The sequence below is a fragment of the Ulvibacterium sp. genome, assembly GCF_965228935.1.
Lineage (GTDB): Bacteria > Bacteroidota > Bacteroidia > Flavobacteriales > Flavobacteriaceae > Ulvibacterium.
This window is the reverse complement of record NZ_OZ245846.1, coordinates 1,647,241-1,668,299: the sequence shown is the minus strand read 5'-3', so window position 1 is coordinate 1,668,299 and position 21,059 is coordinate 1,647,241. Positions and strand designations below refer to the sequence as shown.

23 protein-coding genes are annotated in these 21,059 nt (G+C 43.4%); 10 read left to right on the top strand and 13 right to left on the bottom strand.

What is annotated here, in order from left to right:
* Window positions 1–100: 100 nt before the first annotated feature.
* The gene (gdhA, locus tag ACO06Y_RS06920; protein WP_422083102.1) at window positions 101–1,444 is read right to left on the bottom strand and encodes an NADP-specific glutamate dehydrogenase; all 1,344 of its coding nucleotides are present in this window, start codon (window positions 1,442–1,444) and stop codon (window positions 101–103) included.
* A gap of 365 nt (window positions 1,445–1,809) precedes the next feature.
* A complete protein-coding gene (locus ACO06Y_RS06915) occupies window positions 1,810–2,964 on the bottom strand; it encodes a cystathionine gamma-synthase (RefSeq protein ID WP_422083101.1) in 1,155 nt (384 codons plus the stop codon).
* 81 nt (window positions 2,965–3,045) lie between these two features.
* Between ACO06Y_RS06915 and ACO06Y_RS06910 the strand changes: the two genes are divergently transcribed.
* A complete protein-coding gene (locus ACO06Y_RS06910; RefSeq protein WP_422083100.1) occupies window positions 3,046–3,789 on the top strand; it encodes a DUF3298 and DUF4163 domain-containing protein in 744 nt (247 codons plus the stop codon).
* 1 nt (window position 3,790) lies between these two features.
* Here ACO06Y_RS06910 and ACO06Y_RS06905 read toward each other — a convergent pair whose 3' ends face one another.
* A complete protein-coding gene (locus tag ACO06Y_RS06905) occupies window positions 3,791–4,252 on the bottom strand; it encodes a DinB family protein (protein ID WP_422083099.1) in 462 nt (153 codons plus the stop codon).
* A gap of 75 nt (window positions 4,253–4,327) precedes the next feature.
* On the opposite strand from ACO06Y_RS06905, the gene ACO06Y_RS06900 reads away from it, so the two are divergent.
* From ACO06Y_RS06900 to ACO06Y_RS06880, 5 genes are all read left to right on the top strand, one after another.
* Window positions 4,328–4,630 carry an ArsR/SmtB family transcription factor gene (locus ACO06Y_RS06900; RefSeq protein ID WP_422083098.1) on the top strand — a complete coding sequence of 101 codons (303 nt, stop codon included), beginning with the start codon at window positions 4,328–4,330 and terminating at the stop codon, window positions 4,628–4,630.
* Window positions 4,631–4,698: 68 nt separating this feature from the next.
* Entirely contained in the window at window positions 4,699–4,839 is a 141-nt protein-coding gene (locus tag ACO06Y_RS06895; RefSeq protein ID WP_422083097.1) for a hypothetical protein, read from the top strand.
* Between the two features lie 13 nt (window positions 4,840–4,852).
* A complete protein-coding gene (locus tag ACO06Y_RS06890; RefSeq protein WP_422083096.1) occupies window positions 4,853–5,551 on the top strand; it encodes an aspartate/glutamate racemase family protein in 699 nt (232 codons plus the stop codon).
* A gap of 149 nt (window positions 5,552–5,700) precedes the next feature.
* On the top strand, window positions 5,701–6,054 hold the full coding sequence (locus ACO06Y_RS06885; protein WP_422083095.1) for an arsenate reductase family protein: 354 nt from the start codon (window positions 5,701–5,703) through the stop codon (window positions 6,052–6,054).
* Window positions 6,051–6,947 (top strand): DMT family transporter, encoded by an 897-nt coding sequence (locus ACO06Y_RS06880; protein ID WP_422083094.1) that lies wholly within the window; start codon window positions 6,051–6,053, stop codon window positions 6,945–6,947. The genes ACO06Y_RS06885 and ACO06Y_RS06880 overlap by 4 nt, the downstream gene beginning before the upstream one ends.
* 46 nt (window positions 6,948–6,993) lie before the next feature.
* Here ACO06Y_RS06880 and ACO06Y_RS06875 read toward each other — a convergent pair whose 3' ends face one another.
* The 10 genes from ACO06Y_RS06875 to ACO06Y_RS06830 form a co-directional block, all read right to left on the bottom strand.
* The gene (locus tag ACO06Y_RS06875) at window positions 6,994–7,953 is read right to left on the bottom strand and encodes a sugar phosphate isomerase/epimerase family protein (RefSeq protein ID WP_422083093.1); all 960 of its coding nucleotides are present in this window, start codon (window positions 7,951–7,953) and stop codon (window positions 6,994–6,996) included.
* A 77-nt stretch (window positions 7,954–8,030) separates the two neighbouring features.
* Window positions 8,031–8,573 (bottom strand): D-lyxose/D-mannose family sugar isomerase, encoded by a 543-nt coding sequence (locus ACO06Y_RS06870; RefSeq protein WP_422083092.1) that lies wholly within the window; start codon window positions 8,571–8,573, stop codon window positions 8,031–8,033.
* Between the two features lie 13 nt (window positions 8,574–8,586).
* Window positions 8,587–9,003, bottom strand: a complete 417-nt coding sequence (locus ACO06Y_RS06865) for a VOC family protein (RefSeq protein ID WP_422083091.1) — start codon at window positions 9,001–9,003, stop codon at window positions 8,587–8,589.
* Window positions 9,004–9,059: 56 nt separating this feature from the next.
* Complete coding sequence (locus tag ACO06Y_RS06860; RefSeq protein ID WP_422083090.1) at window positions 9,060–10,343, bottom strand: MFS transporter; 1,284 nt, start codon at window positions 10,341–10,343, stop codon at window positions 9,060–9,062.
* A complete protein-coding gene (locus tag ACO06Y_RS06855; protein WP_422083089.1) occupies window positions 10,333–10,971 on the bottom strand; it encodes a GntR family transcriptional regulator in 639 nt (212 codons plus the stop codon). Before ACO06Y_RS06855 ends, ACO06Y_RS06860 begins: the two co-directional genes overlap by 11 nt.
* 124 nt (window positions 10,972–11,095) lie before the next feature.
* The gene (locus tag ACO06Y_RS06850; RefSeq protein ID WP_422083088.1) at window positions 11,096–12,316 is read right to left on the bottom strand and encodes a DUF763 domain-containing protein; all 1,221 of its coding nucleotides are present in this window, start codon (window positions 12,314–12,316) and stop codon (window positions 11,096–11,098) included.
* A 64-nt stretch (window positions 12,317–12,380) separates the two neighbouring features.
* Window positions 12,381–12,854, bottom strand: coding sequence for an acyl-CoA thioesterase (locus ACO06Y_RS06845; protein ID WP_422083087.1), 474 nt, complete (start codon window positions 12,852–12,854; stop codon window positions 12,381–12,383).
* A gap of 244 nt (window positions 12,855–13,098) precedes the next feature.
* Window positions 13,099–13,542, bottom strand: a complete 444-nt coding sequence (locus tag ACO06Y_RS06840) for a thioredoxin family protein (protein WP_422083086.1) — start codon at window positions 13,540–13,542, stop codon at window positions 13,099–13,101.
* A gap of 126 nt (window positions 13,543–13,668) precedes the next feature.
* Complete coding sequence (locus ACO06Y_RS06835; RefSeq protein WP_422083085.1) at window positions 13,669–16,029, bottom strand: TonB-dependent receptor; 2,361 nt, start codon at window positions 16,027–16,029, stop codon at window positions 13,669–13,671.
* A 387-nt stretch (window positions 16,030–16,416) separates the two neighbouring features.
* Window positions 16,417–16,545, bottom strand: a complete 129-nt coding sequence (locus tag ACO06Y_RS06830) for a GTP-binding protein (protein WP_422083084.1) — start codon at window positions 16,543–16,545, stop codon at window positions 16,417–16,419.
* 157 nt (window positions 16,546–16,702) lie between these two features.
* Between ACO06Y_RS06830 and ACO06Y_RS06825 the strand changes: the two genes are divergently transcribed.
* The 4 genes from ACO06Y_RS06825 to argE all read left to right on the top strand — a co-directional run bounded on the left by ACO06Y_RS06825 (window position 16,703) and on the right by argE (window position 21,012).
* Entirely contained in the window at window positions 16,703–17,089 is a 387-nt protein-coding gene (locus ACO06Y_RS06825) for a Fur family transcriptional regulator (RefSeq protein ID WP_422083083.1), read from the top strand.
* 365 nt (window positions 17,090–17,454) lie between these two features.
* On the top strand, window positions 17,455–18,168 hold the full coding sequence (locus ACO06Y_RS06820) for a hypothetical protein (protein ID WP_422083082.1): 714 nt from the start codon (window positions 17,455–17,457) through the stop codon (window positions 18,166–18,168).
* A 272-nt stretch (window positions 18,169–18,440) separates the two neighbouring features.
* A complete protein-coding gene (locus ACO06Y_RS06815) occupies window positions 18,441–19,844 on the top strand; it encodes a YfcC family protein (RefSeq protein WP_422083081.1) in 1,404 nt (467 codons plus the stop codon).
* Window position 19,845: 1 nt separating this feature from the next.
* On the top strand, window positions 19,846–21,012 hold the full coding sequence (gene argE / locus ACO06Y_RS06810; RefSeq protein WP_422083080.1) for an acetylornithine deacetylase: 1,167 nt from the start codon (window positions 19,846–19,848) through the stop codon (window positions 21,010–21,012).
* Window positions 21,013–21,059 lie beyond the last annotated feature (47 nt).

Sequence of the window (21,059 nt, the reverse complement as noted above, 5' to 3'; positions counted from 1 at the left end):
GTTAGGTAACGGTAAAGATAATCGGAAAAAATAGGAAGACCTGCCAAGCTTTAAAAACCTGACAGGCCTAATTTCGATTGCGAACGTCTAAGCGTGTCCCTTAAATTACCCCCTGGGCCAACATAGCATCCGCGACTTTTACAAAGCCAGCGATATTTGCGCCTTTTACGTAGTTGCAATATCCGTCCGCTTCCAAGCCATGCTCTATACAGGAATCATGGATGTCCTTCATGATACCCTTTAACCTTTCGTCCACTTCTTCCCTTGTCCAACTGATGCGAAGGGAATTTTGGGACATCTCCAATCCAGAGGTCGCCACACCTCCCGCGTTGGAGGCCTTCCCTGGTGCAAAAAGGATTTTGGCATCCTGAAAGGTATGTACGGCTTCTAAAGTGGAAGGCATGTTCGCCCCTTCCGCTACACAAACACAGCCATTTTTAATCAGGGTTTTGGCATCTTCACCGTTGAGCTCATTTTGAGTGGCGCAGGGCAACGCTATATCACAAGGCACTTCCCATGGCGTTTTCCCCTTATGATATTCTGCGGATGGATATTTGTCCACATATTTGGAAATCCTTCCACGTTTGTTGTTCTTCAAGTCCATTACAAAGGCCAGTTTCTCCTCATCTATGCCTTCTTTATCGTAGATATATCCTCCGGAATCCGAAAGCGTCACCACTTTGCCTCCCAATTGTAATGTTTTTTCCGCAGCAAACTGTGCCACATTCCCCGAACCGGAGATGACCACTGTTTTCCCATCAATATCATCACTTTTGGTCAGCAACATATCCTGCGCAAAATAAACGGTTCCATAGCCTGTAGCCTCGGGACGTATTTTAGACCCGCCCCAGGAAAGTCCCTTTCCTGTAAGCACTCCTGTAAACTCGTTTTGAATCCTTTTGTACATCCCAAAAAGAAATCCAATTTCCCGGGCGCCCACGCCGATGTCCCCTGCAGGAATATCCGTAAAAGGTCCAATGTGCCTAAAGAGCTCCGCCATAAAGGCATGGCAAAACCGCATAACCTCATCATTCGATTTACCTTTGGGGTCAAAATCGGAACCCCCTTTTCCACCCCCCATGGGTAAAGTGGTAAGGCTATTTTTGAAGACCTGCTCAAAGGCCAAAAACTTTAGAATACTGGCGTTTACCGTAGGATGAAAACGTAGTCCCCCTTTATAGGGTCCGATGGCCGAATTCATTTGTATACGGTATCCCCGATTTACATGAATTTCACCGGCATCGTCGACCCAAGCGACCCGAAAGGAAATGAGACGTTCGGGTTCTACCATACGTAACAAAATATTCTTTCCGTTATATATCTCGTTATCCGCTATATAGGGAATAACCGTATCGGCAACTTCCTGTACCGCTTGTAGGAACTCCGGCTCATGGCCATTGCGGGCCCTCACCTCGTCCATAAAGGCTTTTATTTTTTCTTTCACACGTTTAAATTTTTGTAATTAAATAAAATAATTAAAAAATTGAGAACGCATGTAACCACTACGTTCTCGCATTAAAAATTTTAAACATTACCTTTTGTGAAGTAATTATTAAAATTTCTTAATGCTCGTTTCATAAACTTATTTTGTTCACGGATTATTGATGAAAATAAAATAATGGGGCGAAATTATGATATTTCAATAATTTAATCCCCTTTTTTTCTAAAATTTGACAATTTGTTTACTTGGCATCCATTTCAAGTTAGCCTTATCATTTCCCCATGGGATAGGCAAAATATGACTAAACCGAAGCCTTTTAAAGGGGAAATGACCACTTTCTCCTTTTGTGTGAAAAAGTTGGGATGGGTCTATACTATGGCCTGTTCCAAATCTGCAATCAAATCGTCGATATCCTCAATCCCTACGCTTAACCGAATCAAAGCATCCACAACCCCAGTTTTCTCCCGTTCTTCCTTGGGGATACTGGCATGGGTCATACTTGCCGGATGACCTGCCAAACTCTCCACACCTCCCAAAGATTCGGCCAAGGTAAAGACTTGAAGTCTTTCCACTATCTTAACGGCATCGGCATAATTGCTCCCTTTGGTCACAAAGGATACCATTCCACCAAAGTCCTTCATCTGCTCTTTGGCGATTCCGTGGTTGGGATGATCTGCGAAACCGGGCCAGTACACCTTTTCAATTTTAGGGTGGCCTTTTAAAAATTCGGCTATTGCCCTGCCATTCTCGCAATGGCGCTGCATACGTACATGTAAGGTTTTAATGCCACGAAGTACCAAAAAACTATCCATTGGCCCACAAACGGCTCCACTGGCATTTTGAAGAAAATAGAGCTTATCCGCCAATTCCTTTTCCTTTACCACCAATGCCCCAACCACTACATCACTGTGGCCGCCCAAGTATTTGGTAGCCGAGTGCATAACGATATCCGCCCCAAGATCCAAGGGTTGTTGCAAATAAGGAGTAGCAAAAGTATTATCCACAGCCAGCAAAAGATTATGTTTTTTCGCCAAAAGGGAAGCCGCTTTTATGTCCACGACGTTCATCATAGGGTTTGTCGGAGTCTCTACCCAAATAAGCTTCGTTTTATCGTTGATGTATTTTTCAATGGTTTGGGCATCCTGCATCCCTATAAAATGAAAGGTAATACCATATTTTTCAAAAACCTGTTTGAACAGACGATAACTTCCCCCATAAAGATCGTTCGTGGAGACCACCTCATCGCCAGGATTCAATAATTTAATGACGGCATCCATAGCGGCGAGGCCACTGGCAAAGGCCAGTCCATATTTTCCATTCTCAATACTGGCAAGGGCATTTTCCAGTGCGGTCCGCGTAGGATTGGCACTACGGGAATACTCATAGCCCTGATGCCCCCCGGGAGTGGTCTGGGCATACGTTGAAGTTTGGTATATCGGCGGCATTACGGCACCGTAAGCCTTGTCCGGTTCCTGTCCCCCATGGATGGTCTTACTATTGAACTTTAACTTTTTTTCGCTCATATCATATAATTATGGGTGCAAATGTATCGTTATCTTTGGAAGCATACAATTACACCCCAAACATTGAAACACTAACATTACATGAGACCTATATTTAGCTTTATCCTCACATTAGTACTGCTTATAAGTTGTAAAAATCAAGGCAACCTAACATTTGAACCCTTTGTTTTACATGGCGATGCATGTGCGGACTGCCCTGAAGTATCCGTATCTATCCCAAAGGCATTGGAAAATACCAAATTGGCCTCGACCATCAATACTGCCTTGGAAGAAGAAGTCATTGCCATTCTTAATTTTGACGAGGACATAGCGGCCTCCACTCCTGAAGAGGCCATTGAGTCCTTTAAAAATGGCTATCTGGAGCTGAAACGACTCTACGCGGACGAGACCATAAGGTGGGAAGCCAAAATTGAGGGCCAGGTCATTTATGAGGATAATGTCTTTTTAACCTTGGAACTCAACTCCTATATATTCACTGGAGGTGCCCATGGGTATAGCTCAAAACAGTTCTTGAATTTTGACAAGAATAAAGGGAAGGAACTTGAAAACCGGCAACTTTTTATAGATCAGGAGGATTTTGAACGTTTCGCGGAAAAAAAGTTCCGGGAGCAGGAAAAAATCCCTATGGACAAGCCCATTAACCATACCGGATTCATGTTCGAGAAGGATTCCTTTTATCTTCCGGAAAACATAGGTTTTACCGAAAAAGGTATACAACTGCGTTATAACCCGTATGAAGTTGCCTCATATGCCGATGGTCCATTGGAACTGACTCTTCCTTATGACGAGGTAAAAAAATACCTGGCGAGGAGGGGCAAGTCCTAAATTAACTTGCCAGGGCTTTCTGTAACGAACGTATGGCTCCCAAATGTAAGCCTTCGTGAAAAACGTTAAAGGCAATGGCGTCCCCCACCTCATTTAAGGTTACTTTGGCACTGGTCGTATATTCGTTGAATTCCGTAAAGACCCCTTTTTTAAAATCTTCTTCCGTGCGTTCTATAGCGGAGATCAAAAGGGAAGCTATCCGTTCCTTTTCCCCATCCGCCATGGTACCATCGGGTAGGGTTCCCTTTTTGAATTTATCCACTAGTTCCTGGGGAACAAGCATGGGTACGTTACTCCGATTATATACCAATAATTGTTGGGTAACCGTTACATGGGCAATGTTCCACCAAATATTGTTTCGATAACCTTTTGGAATCTTCACTAAGGTTTCCTTAGGTGTATTTTCCAGGATGTTTAGGAGGGTTTTTCGATTTTGCAGGGTAATGTTGAATAGTTTCTCCAAAATATAGGTTTTAAAAACGGGTTAAAAATACATATCTATTATTCTAGATATATAAATATGTTATATATTTGTCCCATGGACATTGTCGAAATTAGTAAAGTATTATCAAACGAGACTAGGGTAAACATCCTAAAGTGGCTAAAAGATCCGGAATCGAATTTTCCGCCCCATCAGGATATCGATCATTTTGACGATGGTGTTTGCGTCGGTTTCATTCAGGACAAGACAGGATTATCGCAATCCACGATCTCCACATATCTTACTGCCATGCAAAATGCGGATTTGGTCATCCCTACACGACATGGAAAATGGACCTATTACAGAAGAAATGAAGAAGTAATCGAAGCCTATATCAATTCCTTAAGCAGTGAATTATAGCGTTTTTTTAAAATCATAAATCGATAATTAGCGAAATATAAATATGTTAACCCTTAGCGAACAACAACATGAGAAATAAACTGGAATGTACGCTTCCCGATCAGGACTACTATTTGGAGAAAAAAAGTCATAAAACCATTCTCTTTATCAAAGACTGGTTAACATCGGTAACAATCGATGGAGCCTCGGAAATGTGCAAAATAAAATAACACTAGAAATACTATGAAAACAATTGGATTAATCGGGGGTATGAGTTGGGAATCTTCAAAGATATATTATGAGTATACCAATTCAATGATCAAGGAACGTTTGGGCGGATCCCATTCCGCAAAGAGCATTATGACCTCCGTTGATTTTTCGGAAATCGAAGACCTTACCCTCAAGGGAAACTGGAATAAAATTGGTGACCTTATGGCCAATCACGCGGTTAAACTGGAAAAGGCCGGAGCGGATATGACCCTCCTTTGTACCAATACCATACATTTGGTAAGCGACCGCATAACCCAATCTACCGCTATTCCCTTTCTACATATTGCCGACGCTACTGGAGAAGCAATCCAGGCCAAGGGTCTAAAAAAGATTGCGTTATTGGGCACAAAGTTTACCATGGAAAAGGATTTCTATACTAAAATTTTAGAGGATACGTATGGATTGGAGGTTATCATCCCATCCGAGCAGGAAAGACAAGCTGTCCATACCATTATATACAATGAATTGGTAAAGGGCAATTTTTCGGAGGGCTCAAAACAAATCTGTATCCAAATCATTGAAGATCTCACCAAAGAAGGCGCGGAAGGCGTTATTCTGGGTTGCACGGAACTACCCTTGTTGATTTCGGAATCAGACGTGACCATCCCCACATTCAATACTACCCGAATCCATGCGGAAAAAGCGGTGAATTTTGCATTGGCCAGTTCCTAGATTACCAATGAAAAGTGTGGATTATCTTACTGGAAATTGGTTTCTTTGTAATCGGCTAAATTGAATGGCACCTATTTCGATTTTTTCCCGCTTTCCCAAATGTTCGGGTAGGCATTCATACCAACTTTTGAAAATTAAAAACATATCCCATGCGAAAAATATACCACTTAAGTACATGCACTACCTGTCAACGTATTCTCAAGGAATTGGGACCTTTGGACGGCATAGAACTGCAGGACATTAAAACGGAACCCATTACCCCTTCGCAATTGGAGGAGATGCATGGGCTATCCGGCAGTTATGAAGCCTTGTTCAGCCGTAGGGCCATGCTTTTTCGGCAGCGTAATCTCGGAGAGAAAAACCTGACCGAAAATCACTATAGGGATTTAATTTTAGATCACTACACTTTTTTAAAACGCCCTGTGATTTTAATCGATGGCCGGATTTTCATTGGAAATAGCAAAAAGGTGGTTGAAGCCGCCAAAGGAGCTATACACTCTTGAATAAGCGAACACTCGCCATATTAGCCGCCCTAGGCGCCACAACTATCTATGGCCTTAACCACACTATTGCCAAAGGGGTGATGCCCCATTATGTGCAGCCCTTTGGTTTTATTATGTTTCGCGTTGTCGGGGCTTCTATTTTGTTTTGGATCATTTCAGTTTTTGGGCCTAAGGAGAAAATAGAGAAAAAAGATTATCTGCGCATGTTGGTCTGTGCTATTCTGGGTATGGGCGTAAACATGTTGGTCTTTTTTAAGGGGCTTGCCCTATCTACACCTATCAATAGTGCAGTTTTAATTACGATTACGCCTATTATCGTTTTAATATTGTCCGCCTTATTGATCAAGGAAAAAATCCTTCCCCAAAAAGTTTTGGGTATTGCCATAGGTCTTCTGGGTGCTTTGGGGCTCATCGTATTTGGCTCCGAGATTAGGCAGGATGCACCCAACATCCCATTGGGTAATTTTTTGATTTTTATGAACTCTGTTTTCTATGGTTCCTATCTTATTGTCGCCAAAATACTGATTGCCAAATACCACCCGTTTACCTTTATGAAATGGCTCTTTACCCTTGGAATCCTGATCTGTCTGCCTTTTGGGTATACCGAAGTTACGGAAATCGATTGGGCCAACCTGCCTTTTGAAGCCATTTGGCGCATTATCTTTGTGGTGGTAGGCACTACGTTTTGTACCTACCTCTTCAACATTTTTGCCCTGACCCAATTAAGGGCATCTACCTTAAGTGCCTTTGTATATGTACAACCGTTAATTGGAATTCTATATGCCGTTGCCACGGGAAAGGACAGCTTAACGACTCTTAAACTCCTAGCGGCCTGTTTGGTACTGCTGGGCGTTTATCTGGCCAGTAGAAAACCCAAGCCGCAATTGACTTAAATAGGTTTAATTTCCTATTCCCAGCCTCAAAAGGCTATAAAACACTTTACAATCTGTAGATTTCTCTTCGTACCAAGTGCATCAGATCCATATGCCTTTCCTCATGCATCAGCTTTCGATATTTTTTGCGGTCAAGTTTATCGACCAGATTCCAAATGGCCAGATTCATTTCCGCATGTTCGGTAAAGAATCCGATCATATCAAAAATGCGCGGGGAGGCATCTGCGGTAAAATATTTATCATACCCATATTCCTTGGCGTAGAACAGGAATTCCACAGTATGGAGAAAATTTCGGGAACCTGAAATCAAATCCCAATCGAAATTAAAATCATTGTCATTGGTATGCAGGTAGTAATCCGTTCCCGTTTCCTCACAAAGCGCAATAACCTGAGCCGGATTTTCCTTGGCCAACAATGCATGGCCAAAATCAATGGTCACTCCCGTAGCCTGGTTGCCCACATCCTTTAAGAATAGAATGGTCTTGGCACAATTGTCCAATTGAGCGTGTACCCTGGTCTCATTGATCTTGTATTCAATAAATAAAGGGATTTCGGGAAGATAGTCGGAGGCTTCCACTACGGAATCTACCATATTTCGCCATGCCTTGGGATAGTCAACCTGAAAGAGGTTATCGTATCCATCGGATAGAGGACAACAGGTCACCAAAGGTGCGCCAACGGCCTTGGCATATTCCTTAGCTTCCTTTATGATTTCTATGGCCCCTTTTCGCAAATCGGAATCCGGTCTTGAAAGTGCCCCAGGAACCCATTGGGTCTCCTTTTTGATATTGGCATTGACCGCGGCAAAACTCAGGCCCCTCTCCACGAACATTTTCTTGGTGGATTTAGCTTCTTCCGTTTCGTAGGGATATACGATTTCCACCCCGTCAACCCCCGGGATTTTAACTACAAGGTCCAAACGTTTCTCCAAGGAGGTAGGATTTTGATATTCTGAAAATCGATCTTGTGTCCGGCCCAAAAAAGCGGTTATGATACTCTGTTTCATTTGTCTTGATTTATGAATGACCGCCCTTTGATACCGTTTTGATATCTTGCGGAAGCGTCATTAAGATTTATGGTTTGTTATTCTTCAATTTTTGTTTCCCTTACAATATTGGGATCGGTAAACTGATCTAAAAGGTCGGTTACCTTTGTTGAAAACGAGTACATAACCGCCCCCCGTTTTCCTGCCTGAAACCAGTGTTTGGTACCCGGAGGTAATATTAACTGTTCCCCTGGACGGATAATCACCTCATTGCGCATGGTATACCAATTCCCCTTTCCCTCCACAATAAATCCCTCCTTCATACTGTCCTCCCCGGGAACGTAAAAAGTAAGGTCTCCCCAAATACCGCGGATAACTTCTTCCTTGCCAGGATTATCCCCTACAGGTGGATGCCAATGTTCGGGCTCGGTTTGGTACGGGAGCAACACCAGAATCTTTGCGGCCATGCGATCCGTATCGAATAGGGTAAGGATTTGTACGCCTTCTTTCTTAATATCATTTAAGCCGAAATCGGCGGCCGTGATGTTTTTCTTATCCTCTTCCGTTAGTTGTATTCCGGTCGCTTGAATCATCTCCAAGGACTTTTGGCACACTTCCACAAAATCTTTTCTTGTAATCATTAATAGTCAACTTTTACTTGGATAATACTCCCTTATTAACCTGACTCGGCTCCAACAAGTCCCATTTGTTACCATATAAATCCTCAAATACGGCCACTTTGCCATATTCTTCTTCCTTCGGTGGTCTTAGGAATTTTATCTTACGATTCACCATTTTGTTATAGTCCCTCCAAAAATCATCCGTAAACAGAAAAAGAAAGACCCTACCTCCGGATTGGTTGCCAATACTTTTCCGTTGTTCTTCATTAGCCGCCTTGGCCAATAAAAGGCTGCTCTCCCCGGCGCCCGGTGGAGCCACCAAGACCCATCTTTTTTCTTCATTTAGTCGGGTGTCCTCAAGAAGAACGAAATCCAGTTTTTGGGTATAAAACGCTATGGCTTCATCATAGTCCTTAACGACCAAGGCAATATGTGCTATTCTTTGTTTCATTTCAATGTATCCACTTGCTTTTCACTTTTCCGAATATCCTTAAAGTCCACATTGTATTAGGAATCTGTAGAGGCGCGAATTTGTAACGGCTGCTGCGGCCTTACCCTCATCCATAAAACTATTGCCAAAAGGTTCAGTCCAGCTGCCAGATAGAAAAACGGGACTTCCGAACCGGTCAGTTCCAATAGATAGGGAAATGCCAAGGCGGTTAAAAACGATCCTATGTTTCCGGCCATATTCATGGTGCCGCTTACCGCTCCGGAGAATTGCTTTCCAACATCCACACAAACTGACCATGAGGGGCTTAAGGTCATATCGGCTCCAAAAACAGCAATGGAAATGAGTATAATGGCAGGGGTTACCTCATCCATGTATACACTGGCGACTATACCAATTGATGCCAGAAGGAATCCAATGATGGCGGGGACTTTTCGGGATAGGGCCCAATGGTTTTTCTTATAGATAAAGTCCACCAGGAATCCTGAAAACCAATTCCCAAGCGCTCCAAAAATTAGGGGGGCAGAGGCGTAAAATCCTGCTTCCAACGCATCCAATCCATATTTTTCCTTGATGTGCGGGAACAACCACGTTAGGCAGAAAAAGAACGTGAAGTTGCTGGCAAAATACTGTCCCATCAGCTGCCACATGGTTTTGGATCGGAACAATTTTCCAAAATCCAATTTGACCTTTTTCTCTTCCTTGACATCCCTATTCGTATGTTCCCGAATATAATTTACCTCGGGAGCGGACATCCCTTTATGGTCTTTCGGATCGTCCCTAAACCAGAGATACCATAGGATGCCCCATAAAATGCCGATGGCACCCAGCAATACAAAAGTCAAACGCCATCCGACCAAATCCATCAGCCAGGCCACCAAAGGTAGGGCAAAGGCGGCCCCTATACGACCTCCCGAAAAATTGATGCCATTTACAATTCCCCGCTCCGATAGGGGAATCCAACTGTAAATGGCACGGGCCATACCGGGAAAGGCCCCGGCCTCCCCTGCCCCAAAAAGAAAACGGACGAGCAATAAGGTAATGTAATTCCAGGCGGCACCGGTCAAGGCCGTAAAAATGGACCATAACGCCACCACTGCGGTCAATATTTTTCTGGGGCCGTATTTATCCGCCAATAGTCCGGCCGGGGTTTGGAACAGCGCATATCCCAACGCAAAAATACTCATGGCCCATCCCATTTGTCTGTCGCTCAATTGAAGGGATTCCGCTACCGGATCCTTGGCCACGGAGAGCAATATACGATCGAACAACACGATCATGGCCAACAGGAAAGTACCGAAGACCATTTTATACCGGGTAGGGATTATGGGGTTACCCTTCATGCTCTAATTTTTTGCGAATCAGTTGCTTTGATTTATCCAAGTGGTCTTTTATCAGATTTTCGGCCAGATCGGCATCGCGGTAGCGAATGGCGGAAACAATATCCAAATGTTCTTCCAAGGTCTCCTGAGGCGGACGTACCAATCCGATCATATCGATACAGACCAGGAGATTCCCCTTCTGGAACAGGTTATATAAAAATTCATTGCCACAGTATTTTATAAGGGAATTATGAAACTCACTGTCCGCTCTTTGATAGGCTCGGGTATCGATTTTTCCCCTTTCGAAGGGTAACAACAAACTTCGTAACCGGTCTATTTCGGATTGGGCGGCCCTTTGTGTGAACAACCGGGTCGCAGTACTTTCCAAGGCTATGCGGCAATCATAGATTTCAATGATTTCAGTATCGCTAAATTCCCTGACAATGACCCCCCTTCTCGGTATGGATTTAATCAGTGACTCGGCTTCCAACATCTGTAAGGCAGAACGCAAAGGGGTTCTGCTAATGCCCAGTTTGTCGGCCAATTGTTCCTGGACGATTTTTTGTCCCGGCAACAATTTTTTGGAAACGATCATCTTCTTGACCTTCTTATAGGCCTGTTTGCTTAATTCATCCGCAGTAATACGCATATTTCAAAAATACTAAATTTTGTATACGGTATACAAAATTCAATTGTATTTGTTTTGTTTCAGCGCACTAAGATTGCGGTCGGATCTTAAATGGAAGCGATACTATATAAAAATGAAAAGTGCTCTATTCGTCCTTGATGGCATCGAATAGATTCAGCTGGGAGTTGCTCTTTGGTCTGGCAAACCCATAAATACTTCGCCCCCCATATTTATAGGATTCCTCTTTTTCCTTTCTGACCAGAGCGTCAAAATTCGCATTGGGATGAAAACCCTTTTCTGCCTTTTGGGCCAAATCTGTAAGTTTATGAATAGCTTTAATTTTGTCAGTGCTACCGATTTTTGCATTTTGGACTGCGTCCTTTAGGCCGGAAATCGTCTCATCGTACACTTTGGTCGGGACTGGAAATGGAGTGGCATCCTTTCCTCCATGAGCAAAGGCAAAACGGGCAGGATCCGTAAAACGCGATGGCGTCCCATGGATTATTTCACTCACCAAAGTCAATGATTGTAGGGTTCGGGGGCCCATTCCCTTAAGCAATAAAAGCTCTTCAAACGTTTTTGTTTCATTCTCCTGGGCCAGCCAGAGGATACTGCCCAAACGCTTTAGGTCCACATCCTTTGCTTTGACTTCATGGTATGTGGGTACAAAAAGATGTGGTACTTCCTTTAATATCCTATCCGGGTGTTCCTTGGAAACCTCCATGATAGAATTTCGGGTAACTCCGGCCTCCTTATGTACCAAATTTAGAATAGGGCCTTGATTTTCACCGCATACGGCCGTATGCGGTTCCTCTACAAAGGAGTTCAGTTTTCCAGAATGCCAATGATACCTTCGTGCCATACCATTGGAGTTGTGCATTCCCTGCTGGATTACGGACCATTTGCCCGTATCGCTCACCACAAAATTGTGCAGGTAAAGGTTGAAGCCATCCTGCAAGGCCGTATTATCCACTTTGGCACTTAACTTACTACATTGGGCCAAATGATTACCATCCAATCCGGTCTTATAGCCTACTTCAAGAAGTTCAGTGGGGGTTTGGAGGGACTTCTTTCCTTTTCCACCGCATATATAGATTCCCAATTCCTTTGAAACGAGATTAATTGCCTGTTTTAAGGCACGCACTACGGCGGTGGTTACCCCGGAGGAGTTCCAATCCATTCCAATGACCGTTCCAAAACTCTGGAACCAAAAAGGATCGGCCAACCGCTCCAGAAAATCATCCTTTCCATTTTGAATAATAATAGCTTCTACAAGAGGCAAGGTAAGTTGCTTCATCCTGCTAAAGAGCCATGGCGGGATGGCCCCACCATGCAATGCCAAATCTGCCGTACCCGAGCGCCGCATCTAATTATGGAATATTGCCAAATATATGGAATTTTTCCAATATTCGGCACGTGCTAAAGGTTAATTAAAGATCCTTCGGTGTCTTGGCAAATTTTCGGGTATCCGCTTTCGTCAAAATTCGAAAGCCCTTTGGTTTTTCCGTTGCATTGAATACCTGAAGTAATTCCCCGGGAAGGCCGATCAGTTTTCGGGTTTCCAGGCTCATCCATGCCCCCATCATCTCGCAATGAGCCACGTTCCTGCCTTTGGCATCATAAAAATTATGGTGGAACTCGAAGAATTTTCCATCCTCGCTCAAACCCATCACTTCCAGCGAGACGCGTATGGGTTTTCCGGGAAACACTTCCTTAAAGTAATACATGTGCTCATAAAAAACTACAGGACCAATTTGGTGCTTTGCCATCATCCTTTGGTCAAAACCCAATTCCATGAGATAACTCATACGGGCATGGCTCATAAAATTGATGTAGGCACTATTGGCCAAGTGCCTATTGGCATCAACATCGCTCCAACGAACTTCAAATTCCTTTAGATACATTTTGTCAACTTTTGTTATGCATGCATAAAAGTTTCAAAAATACATCCTTTTAGAAAAACAAAAACATAGCTTAAGTTAATTTTACCGCTGCGCCCGTTTTAGGAATTTCATTGATATCCTCTTAGTAAGGATTGGATAAGCTAAAGTTGATGTTCTGTTATCACCCCAATTGTAAAGATAACCTTTAGGAACAATTGTTGATTCGTCGGTGGTACTTACCTATGTGCCTCCAGTTTCATCCTACTTAATCCTCCAAAGCTTCCAGCATTTGCTTTGGGGAAAGGTATTCGAAATATCTTTCGGTCACTTCAAATTTTTCGTTGAGAACAACTATGGCGGGAAGGGAAAAAGGGTAGTTTTCCCGAGAGGCCAGAAGCAGCGGAATCTCATGGGTAGGGTTTCTTTTCTTTTTCAATTGTTTGTTTACAAAAGTCTCGCCACCAAATACGATCGTATCCGTTGTCTCGGCGTTCATTTTTACGGCATAATAGTCCTTGTTCAATTTGGAAATCACCTTGGAATTCTTGAAAACCGCCTCGTCCATCTTTTTGCAGTATGCACACCAATCTGCATAAAAATCTATGAAAACCTTTTTTGGTTTTACGGAAAGTGAGTCTTCCAACTGCCCAAAACTAAGCCAGTCGATATGATTTTCCTGTGCCCCTCCCGAATACGAAAAAAGCAACATCGAACAGCAAATAAAACCAATTGATCTATAATTCATCATATCTTAATAGAAACCTTAGTCCCCTTTGGGTTTTGAGCGAATTTTGATTACAATGGTGGTTGCTTTTTTAAGAAGTCAATCCCGCCATCAATGCAATTTACCAAACTTTAGCCCTAAAAAGAAAGCCCTTGGTGCATCGGAACCGTAAATATAGTCGGAGTCCCGAGTAGGGCCGATTTCAAAATCGTCCTGATAGCTATTGAAAAGGTTGGTAACCCCTCCTGAAACGGTAACCATAAAGGAATCACTGAAATCGAAGTGTGTTTCCAATTTAATGTTCAGGTCAAAAAACGAGTTGACCTCGTTCAACTCCAAAAACCCTGTATCACTTATTACCCTTGGTACCGTCATTCCTCCTGTATATGTGCCCGTAACATCAATATTAAAGGCTTCACTGGGAATCCAGGTCGTATTGAGGTATCCGTAGAAGTTGGGAACACGTACAAATTCGTCGATGATGATGTCACTTTCACCAGGTGTACCATCACTTTCAAAAAGGATTTGGGGTTCGTCCCATTCGGTTCGTTGTAACGTACCTCCCAGTTGAAAGCGCCATTCCGGATCTGGGGAAACCCCTAATTCAAAATTGGAGCCAAACACCCGTGCTCCCTCCCCGTTTCGCACTTCCTCAAGGATAGAGCCATTTGCCAAAACGGCACCCGTGCTTACCAAAGTAAAAGGGTCTTCCAATGTAGTATAAAAGCCTTCTGCCAAAAAGTCTATTTGCAACAAATCTACCGTTTTGGAATAATTCAAAGAAGCTGTAAACGCGTTCGAAAACTCAGTATCCAAGTCGTCGGAGAGGATGACAAATTGTGGTTCCCCACCTACACTGGAAATATGCAGGTCCTCATTAAAGGTTTGGGGAGCCCTGAATCCCCGGGCATAGCCCCCTCGTAAGCGCACTTCCTCGGAAATTTGATAGGACAGGGTGAGTCGGGGCGAAAGTGCGGTCTGGCTCAAATCCAATCCCCTTTCAATACCGCCAATGGCATAGTCCCCTTCAACGTTTACATTGTCCAATCTGGCCCCTATCAGTGCCGTGAAATGATCCGTAGGTTTCCATTCGTATTGTGCATACCCTCCCAAGGAATTGACACTTTGGTCGACCAGCCGGTTGTAACCGGGAATCTGGTCTTCGGTGGTGCTATAGTTGTATTCGGCGCCCGCCGTAAGTACATCGTTGTTTTGAAATGCCTTGGTGAACTGGAAACCGTTGACCCAGGCCAGGTCTTGGGTAGTTCCAAAAGCATTATTGGCCAATAGGCTGTCCTGTCGGGTGCGTGCTCCGCCCAGTCCTCCGTAGTAACTGTCGCGATTCGTGTATGAAGCGGAAGTATACACTTGTATTTTTTGGGTATTGTCCACACTGTTCACCTCATAATCTGCACCACCTATAAATGTATCATGGTCGAGTTCCTCGGTAATATCGGTAAATTGCGGCGCCAAGTCCAGACGGTCGCCGCCACGTCGGTACTCCCGAATCGCGTTAAGGTTTATGGATAACCTGCTTCTATCCGAAGGCTTTACAAAAGCTTTGGCTCCTACCGTGGTATTTCGCAGTTCCACTAATTCCGTAAAACCATCATCGTTGGCATCGAAGGCTTCCCGATTTCGATAGGCTCCGAAAATAGTAACCCCACTGTTGAGGTCATCGGCCACTATGGAGCCATTGAAGTTAAGAATACGGTCCAGGGCATCCCCGTCTATCAGGGCCATATTGCTCCCGATTTCCCAAGTGTTCAAAACGGGGTCTTTGGTAATAATATTGACAGTGCCGGCTATAGCATTGGAGCCATAAAGGGCCGAACCTCCACTACGCACTACCTCAACACGTTCGATGATATTGGTAGGAATCTGTTCCAACCCATAAACTCCCAAAAGTGAGGTAAATATGGGCCGACTATTGAGCAGTATTTGGGTATAGGCACCATCCAATCCGTTTAGGCGTACTTGTGTAAACCCACAGTTCTGACAGTTGGTCTCCACCCGGACCCCCGGGGCAAAATTGAGACCCTCGGCCACCGTAATGGATTGTGTGGCGGTCAAAAGCCTTGGTTTAAGGGAAGATACCACCACTGGGGCACTTCTCCGTTCCACTCGATTTCGGGTAGCACTGATGACCACCTCTTCAAGACCCAGAACATCTTCCAAGAGCTCAAAATCAACTTCTTGGTCCGTATTTGCCATAACGGTCAATTCCCTGTCTTGGGTCCGAAATCCCTGTGCCTGTGCCACAAGGGTAATACTACCAGTCGGTACATCCAAACGATAGTTGCCATCAACATCGGCATTGGTCCCTTCGGTGCCACCCTTAACATAGACACTGGCAAAAGGTACTGGTTCCCCATTGCCAATGACCTTGCCCGATACGGAAGCCGTCTGCGCCCAAAGGAAGTTACCAAAAGCTGCTGAAAGGAATGCAAGGAGGAAATGTAGGTTTTTCATATATCAAATTCACTCAAAATATTTCGAAAAAACACGCCTTATGCGGTTATCACTGAAGGACATCTAAAAATTTTGTTTAGGCAAATTAAAAATTTAGACAAAGCTAAATATTTATTTTTAGATATAAAAATACATTTTTGATGTTGACGGAAAATTTAACGTTCATATAACTTTGGGCCGAAGGTAACGGAGCAAACAATAAGAATAGGCAACATATATTTTTGATGTGAAACGGTGATTTTTTAGTTTGGGATATTTGACATTGGAATAATCGGTCGGCATATTGAATTGCGGCCTAAAGGCAAATTCCATGTGGTCAACGTCTTTCTATTCCAGAGTATATACCCTGTCCACAGGCCATTTATCGGGATATCCCCCTGGCCAATTTTATGATTCAAGCCCTTGTTCTGTGGCTAAACGAGCTTCGAGATCGGCCGTTATACCTTCTTTGTTCATATCCCGACCAATAAAGACAATCTTATTCTTTCGGTCGCCAAATATTCCGTGCCATCGCAATTCAATTTGCTTTTGATTTTCTTTATTTTCGGGTTCACAGCCCCAGTGTATTCCCCAATGTAAAAGTCGGGTTTACTCCTTGACTTCTTAATGCAACTCGGTTGCAAAAATAAATGTTTTGCTTGTAAATGCAACCGTATTGCAATAAATTTGTACGATGGGAATAATCAGAAAGACAAAATCGGTGGATGCCTTGCTCAACCTGATCGGGCAGACCGACCAAGCCGTATCCGTGGTTGAACTAGTGGATAAGCTTCACTCAAAAATGAACAAGACCACGGTGTACCGAATCCTTGATCGCTTGGAAGATGATGGTACACTTCATTCCTTTATAGGAAAGGATGGGTTGAAATGGTACGCCAAGTGCAAGGGATGTTCATCTTCACATCATGTGGACGCCCATCCTCATTTTCAATGCAGGGATTGTGGAAAAACCGTGTGCCTGCCCATGGATGTTCCAATTCCGACCGTTCCAAACCACAGAATTGAATCCGTTTCGCTCTTGTTGATAGGTAGCTGCGAGGATTGTATCTCTTCGTATTGACAACAATCAACAAAAAGGTCGTATCGTTCTTAAAGTATATTAGTGTTAATGGTAAGAACAAGCTCTATCCTGGAATCCCAAATTTGTCCCCGTAGGGAAACTTAAGGATAATGCAACTCCATTGCATTTATTTGTAATTTCTTCTATTTTTACCAGAGGTGCCGCATCAAGACATTTCATAGGAAATGATATATGTACAAAGGTTTATCCGGTTAAAATCCGATACTTGTTTAGAACGGAATTGGCGGATGAAAATGGCCAAATGAATGATCCGTATGGCTTACCTACAAATCATTGGGGAGCCTACTAAACTTGGTTAAGTTGCACAACACTAAATTGAGATAAACACTTTAACTTTTTTAATTATGTTACAAAGAAAATTCGATGAAATAGTAAAGTCCCATTTTCCCAATGCTATGGATGCCAAGGATACATCGATTCATTATCTTGGAAAAATGCAAATTGAACATAAAATCGACATCTCTAAAGTACTGATGGCCACTTCGGTTTGTTCAGATGATATTAATGTTCCTTCTACCACGTTCTTCAATGTATTGTTCGGTCCATTTATTATGGGAGGATTGGGAGGCCTGCCTTTTGCAGGACAGACCGGCATGACGGCTTTTGCCCATCATATCCCGGATGAAGGTAGTGCATTTATATTTTATGGGCCCCATATAGGGATTACGTTGGAAGGGGATTTGGGCAAGATGTACAGACCACGACAAGAGCAGACCGGTAACTCTTGTGGTGCCCTTATGTTGGCGTTGAGCCGAATTCAGGACGGGAACTATAAACCGGTATTGAACGAAGATGACTATCAACAAATGAAGCTCGAGGAAAGCCTGCTGCCTTTTCGGGAGCAAATATTGGGAAGCGAAAACCTTGAGAAAGGTATTACGGAAGCAACTTATGAAATTATCGATAAAAAAATCCATGATCATATAAAGTCATGCAAGGAGGAATTCCATGTTGATAAAGTGACGCTATTAGGTGGCATCATCATCAACACGGACTATGGATTGGATGATTACTTTGATGCCAAAAACTTTGAAGTCATTGATATCAAAAGTCTCTGATATGAATTAATGAATTTCCGTGCCATTCGGTTTGCTGCCCATTGAAAATTACAGTTCAGCTGCTTTGGGTGTTAACTAAATAATTCGGATTACAAAATTCACCGATACACCCTTCTTCCTTTGATTTTATAACAAAAAGGAGAATGTATTTGATGATATATGCCCAGATTTGATTTGTAGGGACTATTTTAGTTTAAATTGAACCGAGCTAGTAAAATTCCATATGAATTGATTCGCGAACTGAAAAATTCATGGATGTCCCTTAGAGACAAATGAGTAAATCGAATTCCAAAGACCAATCTTTTTTTAATCGTATACCACATGCCGTAACCTTGTTGTTTGGTATAATTATCCTGGTGACCCTTATGACCTATATACTACCCGCCGGAACCTACGAACGGGTTTTGGTTGACGGCCGAAGTACGGTGGTTCCCAATTCATATAAGACCATTCCTGCCACACCTATTGGATTATTGGATATGTTCAAAGCCATACCTTTGGGCTTTAAGGCTGCGGTAGAAATTATTTTTGTCGTTTTTGCGGGGGGCATCATGTTTGGCTTTATGGAAAAATCAAAAGCTGTTGAGAATGCCGTTGGTACACTTGTAAAAAATTTGGGCCTAAAACACAAACACCTCATTATTGTCATTATGACATTTATTTATGGTTTTCTTGGTCTTGCCGTGGGTTATGAAAACAATATTGCCATGGTTCCCATAGCGGCAGTGCTAAGTTTGGCATTAGGCGGCGATTTAATTCTGGCGGCAGGTATTTCGATCGGAGCAATGACCATAGGCTTTGGGTTATCGCCAATTAATCCATACACGGTAGGTACCGGTCATAAAATTGCCGAGCTTCCCTTGTTTTCAGGAGCCTTACTTCGTAGCGTACTTTGTCTTGTGGCATTATGTATTATGGCCTTTTACAATGTGAAATATTTCAAAAAGGTCTCTATAAATCCGGAAAAAAGCCTTGGTCGAGGTCTTGATACAAGCGAATTGACCTTATCAAAACCACTACAAGGATATCGAATGAGCGGAAACAATTGGATGGTCATTTCCCTATTTATCGCCGGTCTTTTGACTATTATATACGGGGTCTTCAACTTGAATTGGTACATTAATGAGCTTTCGGCAGTATTCCTGATCATTGCCCTTCTTTGCGGCTTGGTCTCAAGAATGAGTGCCACGAACATGAGCGAAACCGTATTGAGGGCCGTTGCGCTGTCTGCGCCCGGGGGCTTTATGGTAGGCTATGCAACATCCATTAAAGTTCTTATGGAAATGGGAAACATTGGCGACACCATTTCATATCAGCTCTCCATCTGGTTAGAGGGTTTACCTCTGTACGCCTCGGCCATTTGCATGTCGATCTCCCAAAGTGCAATCAACTTTTTTATCCCATCGGGAAGTGGACAGGCATTGGCCACCTTGCCCGTAATGCTTCCCTTAGGGGAATCCCTTGGCCTTACCAGACAAATTAGCATTCTGGCATTTCAGATAGGTGATGGAATATCCAACCTTGTAAACCCGACCTTAGGGGGGCTTATCGCCATGCTCAGTATGTGTCGTGTACCCATTGATCGGTGGATTCGCTTTATATTTCCCGTTTTGATCAGCGTACTCTTTATCGCCTTTTTGGCCTTGATTTTTGCCGTTGCCATAAACTATAGCTGATATGACCGTTAAACATATTCTTGAAAAGCTTGTTTCATTTCCTGTATTGGGAGGTGAGAGCAATTTAAGCGTTATTCATTGGATAAAGGATTACATTGAATCTTATGGCGTTGATGTGACTTTATTGCCCAATGAAAAGGGGGATAAAGCTTCATTACATTGTCGAATCGGGCCCAGTATCGATGGTGGTGTTATTCTTTCCGGCCACACGGATGTAGTTCCGGTTGAAGGTCAGGAATGGACCACCGATCCCTTTAAGCTTACGGATAAGGGTGACGGAAAACTGTATGGCAGGGGGGCTTGTGATATGAAAGGGTTTGTAGCCTGTTGTTTGGCCGTGCTGCCCCAAATGGTTAGGGCCAACTTGAAAAAACCAATATATTTTGCTTTTTCCTATGACGAGGAGGTGGGCTGTTTGGCCGGACCCGAATTGGCTCGAGCTATAAAGACCCATTACAGGGAAACCCCCAAATATGCCATTATTGGAGAACCCTCTTTGATGGAACCTATCGTTGGGCAAAAGGGCATTTACATCCTGGAGACCTATGTCAATGGCTCTGCCGGCCATAGTAGCCGCATAAAACAAGAGGTAAGTGCCATTCACGAATCAATGCGGTTGATCCTTTGGCTCGAAAACAAGATGAACCGATTGATCGCCGACCAGCGATTGGATGACCGTTTTCAACCACCCTACTCAACTATTCATGTCGGTTTGGTCAAAGGCGGCATTGCCCCCAATGTAATTGCCGACAAGGCCTATTTTTATTGGGATTTACGAACCATTCCTAAGGACGATATTGTAGCCATTGTCAATGAGTTTGAAGCCTATTGTGCCGAACGGGAAGAAAAACTACGGAAAATCTTTTCGGATTTTTCAATAAAAACCATTGAGAACCATCCTCCCGTACCTCATCTGGATACCAAAGCCGATGATGATGTAGTCGATTTGATCAAGAGACTAACGGGGAATTCAAAACTGAACACGGTTGCCTATGCCGCTGAAGCCGGTCAGTTTGCGAATGAAGGATTTCATACTGCAATTTGTGGGCCGGGGTCTATTGCACAAGCCCATAGGGCCGATGAGTATATCACCCATGAACAATTGGAAAAGGGAATGGAAATGTTGGAAAAGCTGATCCAAGAATTGTCTTCCGAGCACTTTCGCTAAGTCTCCGAGAATTTGAAGCTCCCGAGGGGGCAATGACCAAAGCTTCC

Coding starts and splice junctions, on each gene's coding strand:
- ACO06Y_RS06915 (WP_422083101.1), bottom strand. CDS start 2,964: ATGAGCGAAAAAAAGTTAAAGTTCAATAGTAAGACCATCCATGGGGGA.
- ACO06Y_RS06910 (WP_422083100.1), top strand. CDS start 3,046: ATGAGACCTATATTTAGCTTTATCCTCACATTAGTACTGCTTATAAGT.
- ACO06Y_RS06900 (WP_422083098.1), top strand. CDS start 4,328: ATGGACATTGTCGAAATTAGTAAAGTATTATCAAACGAGACTAGGGTA.
- ACO06Y_RS06895 (WP_422083097.1), top strand. CDS start 4,699: ATGAGAAATAAACTGGAATGTACGCTTCCCGATCAGGACTACTATTTG.
- ACO06Y_RS06890 (WP_422083096.1), top strand. CDS start 4,853: ATGAAAACAATTGGATTAATCGGGGGTATGAGTTGGGAATCTTCAAAG.
- ACO06Y_RS06885 (WP_422083095.1), top strand. CDS start 5,701: ATGCGAAAAATATACCACTTAAGTACATGCACTACCTGTCAACGTATT.
- ACO06Y_RS06875 (WP_422083093.1), bottom strand. CDS start 7,953: ATGAAACAGAGTATCATAACCGCTTTTTTGGGCCGGACACAAGATCGA.
- ACO06Y_RS06870 (WP_422083092.1), bottom strand. CDS start 8,573: ATGATTACAAGAAAAGATTTTGTGGAAGTGTGCCAAAAGTCCTTGGAG.
- ACO06Y_RS06865 (WP_422083091.1), bottom strand. CDS start 9,003: ATGAAACAAAGAATAGCACATATTGCCTTGGTCGTTAAGGACTATGAT.
- ACO06Y_RS06860 (WP_422083090.1), bottom strand. CDS start 10,343: ATGAAGGGTAACCCCATAATCCCTACCCGGTATAAAATGGTCTTCGGT.
- ACO06Y_RS06855 (WP_422083089.1), bottom strand. CDS start 10,971: ATGCGTATTACTGCGGATGAATTAAGCAAACAGGCCTATAAGAAGGTC.
- ACO06Y_RS06850 (WP_422083088.1), bottom strand. CDS start 12,316: ATGCGGCGCTCGGGTACGGCAGATTTGGCATTGCATGGTGGGGCCATC.
- ACO06Y_RS06845 (WP_422083087.1), bottom strand. CDS start 12,854: ATGTATCTAAAGGAATTTGAAGTTCGTTGGAGCGATGTTGATGCCAAT.
- ACO06Y_RS06840 (WP_422083086.1), bottom strand. CDS start 13,542: ATGTTGCTTTTTTCGTATTCGGGAGGGGCACAGGAAAATCATATCGAC.
- ACO06Y_RS06835 (WP_422083085.1), bottom strand. CDS start 16,029: ATGAAAAACCTACATTTCCTCCTTGCATTCCTTTCAGCAGCTTTTGGT.
- ACO06Y_RS06825 (WP_422083083.1), top strand. CDS start 16,703: ATGGGAATAATCAGAAAGACAAAATCGGTGGATGCCTTGCTCAACCTG.
- ACO06Y_RS06820 (WP_422083082.1), top strand. CDS start 17,455: ATGTTACAAAGAAAATTCGATGAAATAGTAAAGTCCCATTTTCCCAAT.
- ACO06Y_RS06815 (WP_422083081.1), top strand. CDS start 18,441: ATGAGTAAATCGAATTCCAAAGACCAATCTTTTTTTAATCGTATACCA.
- argE (WP_422083080.1), top strand. CDS start 19,846: ATGACCGTTAAACATATTCTTGAAAAGCTTGTTTCATTTCCTGTATTG.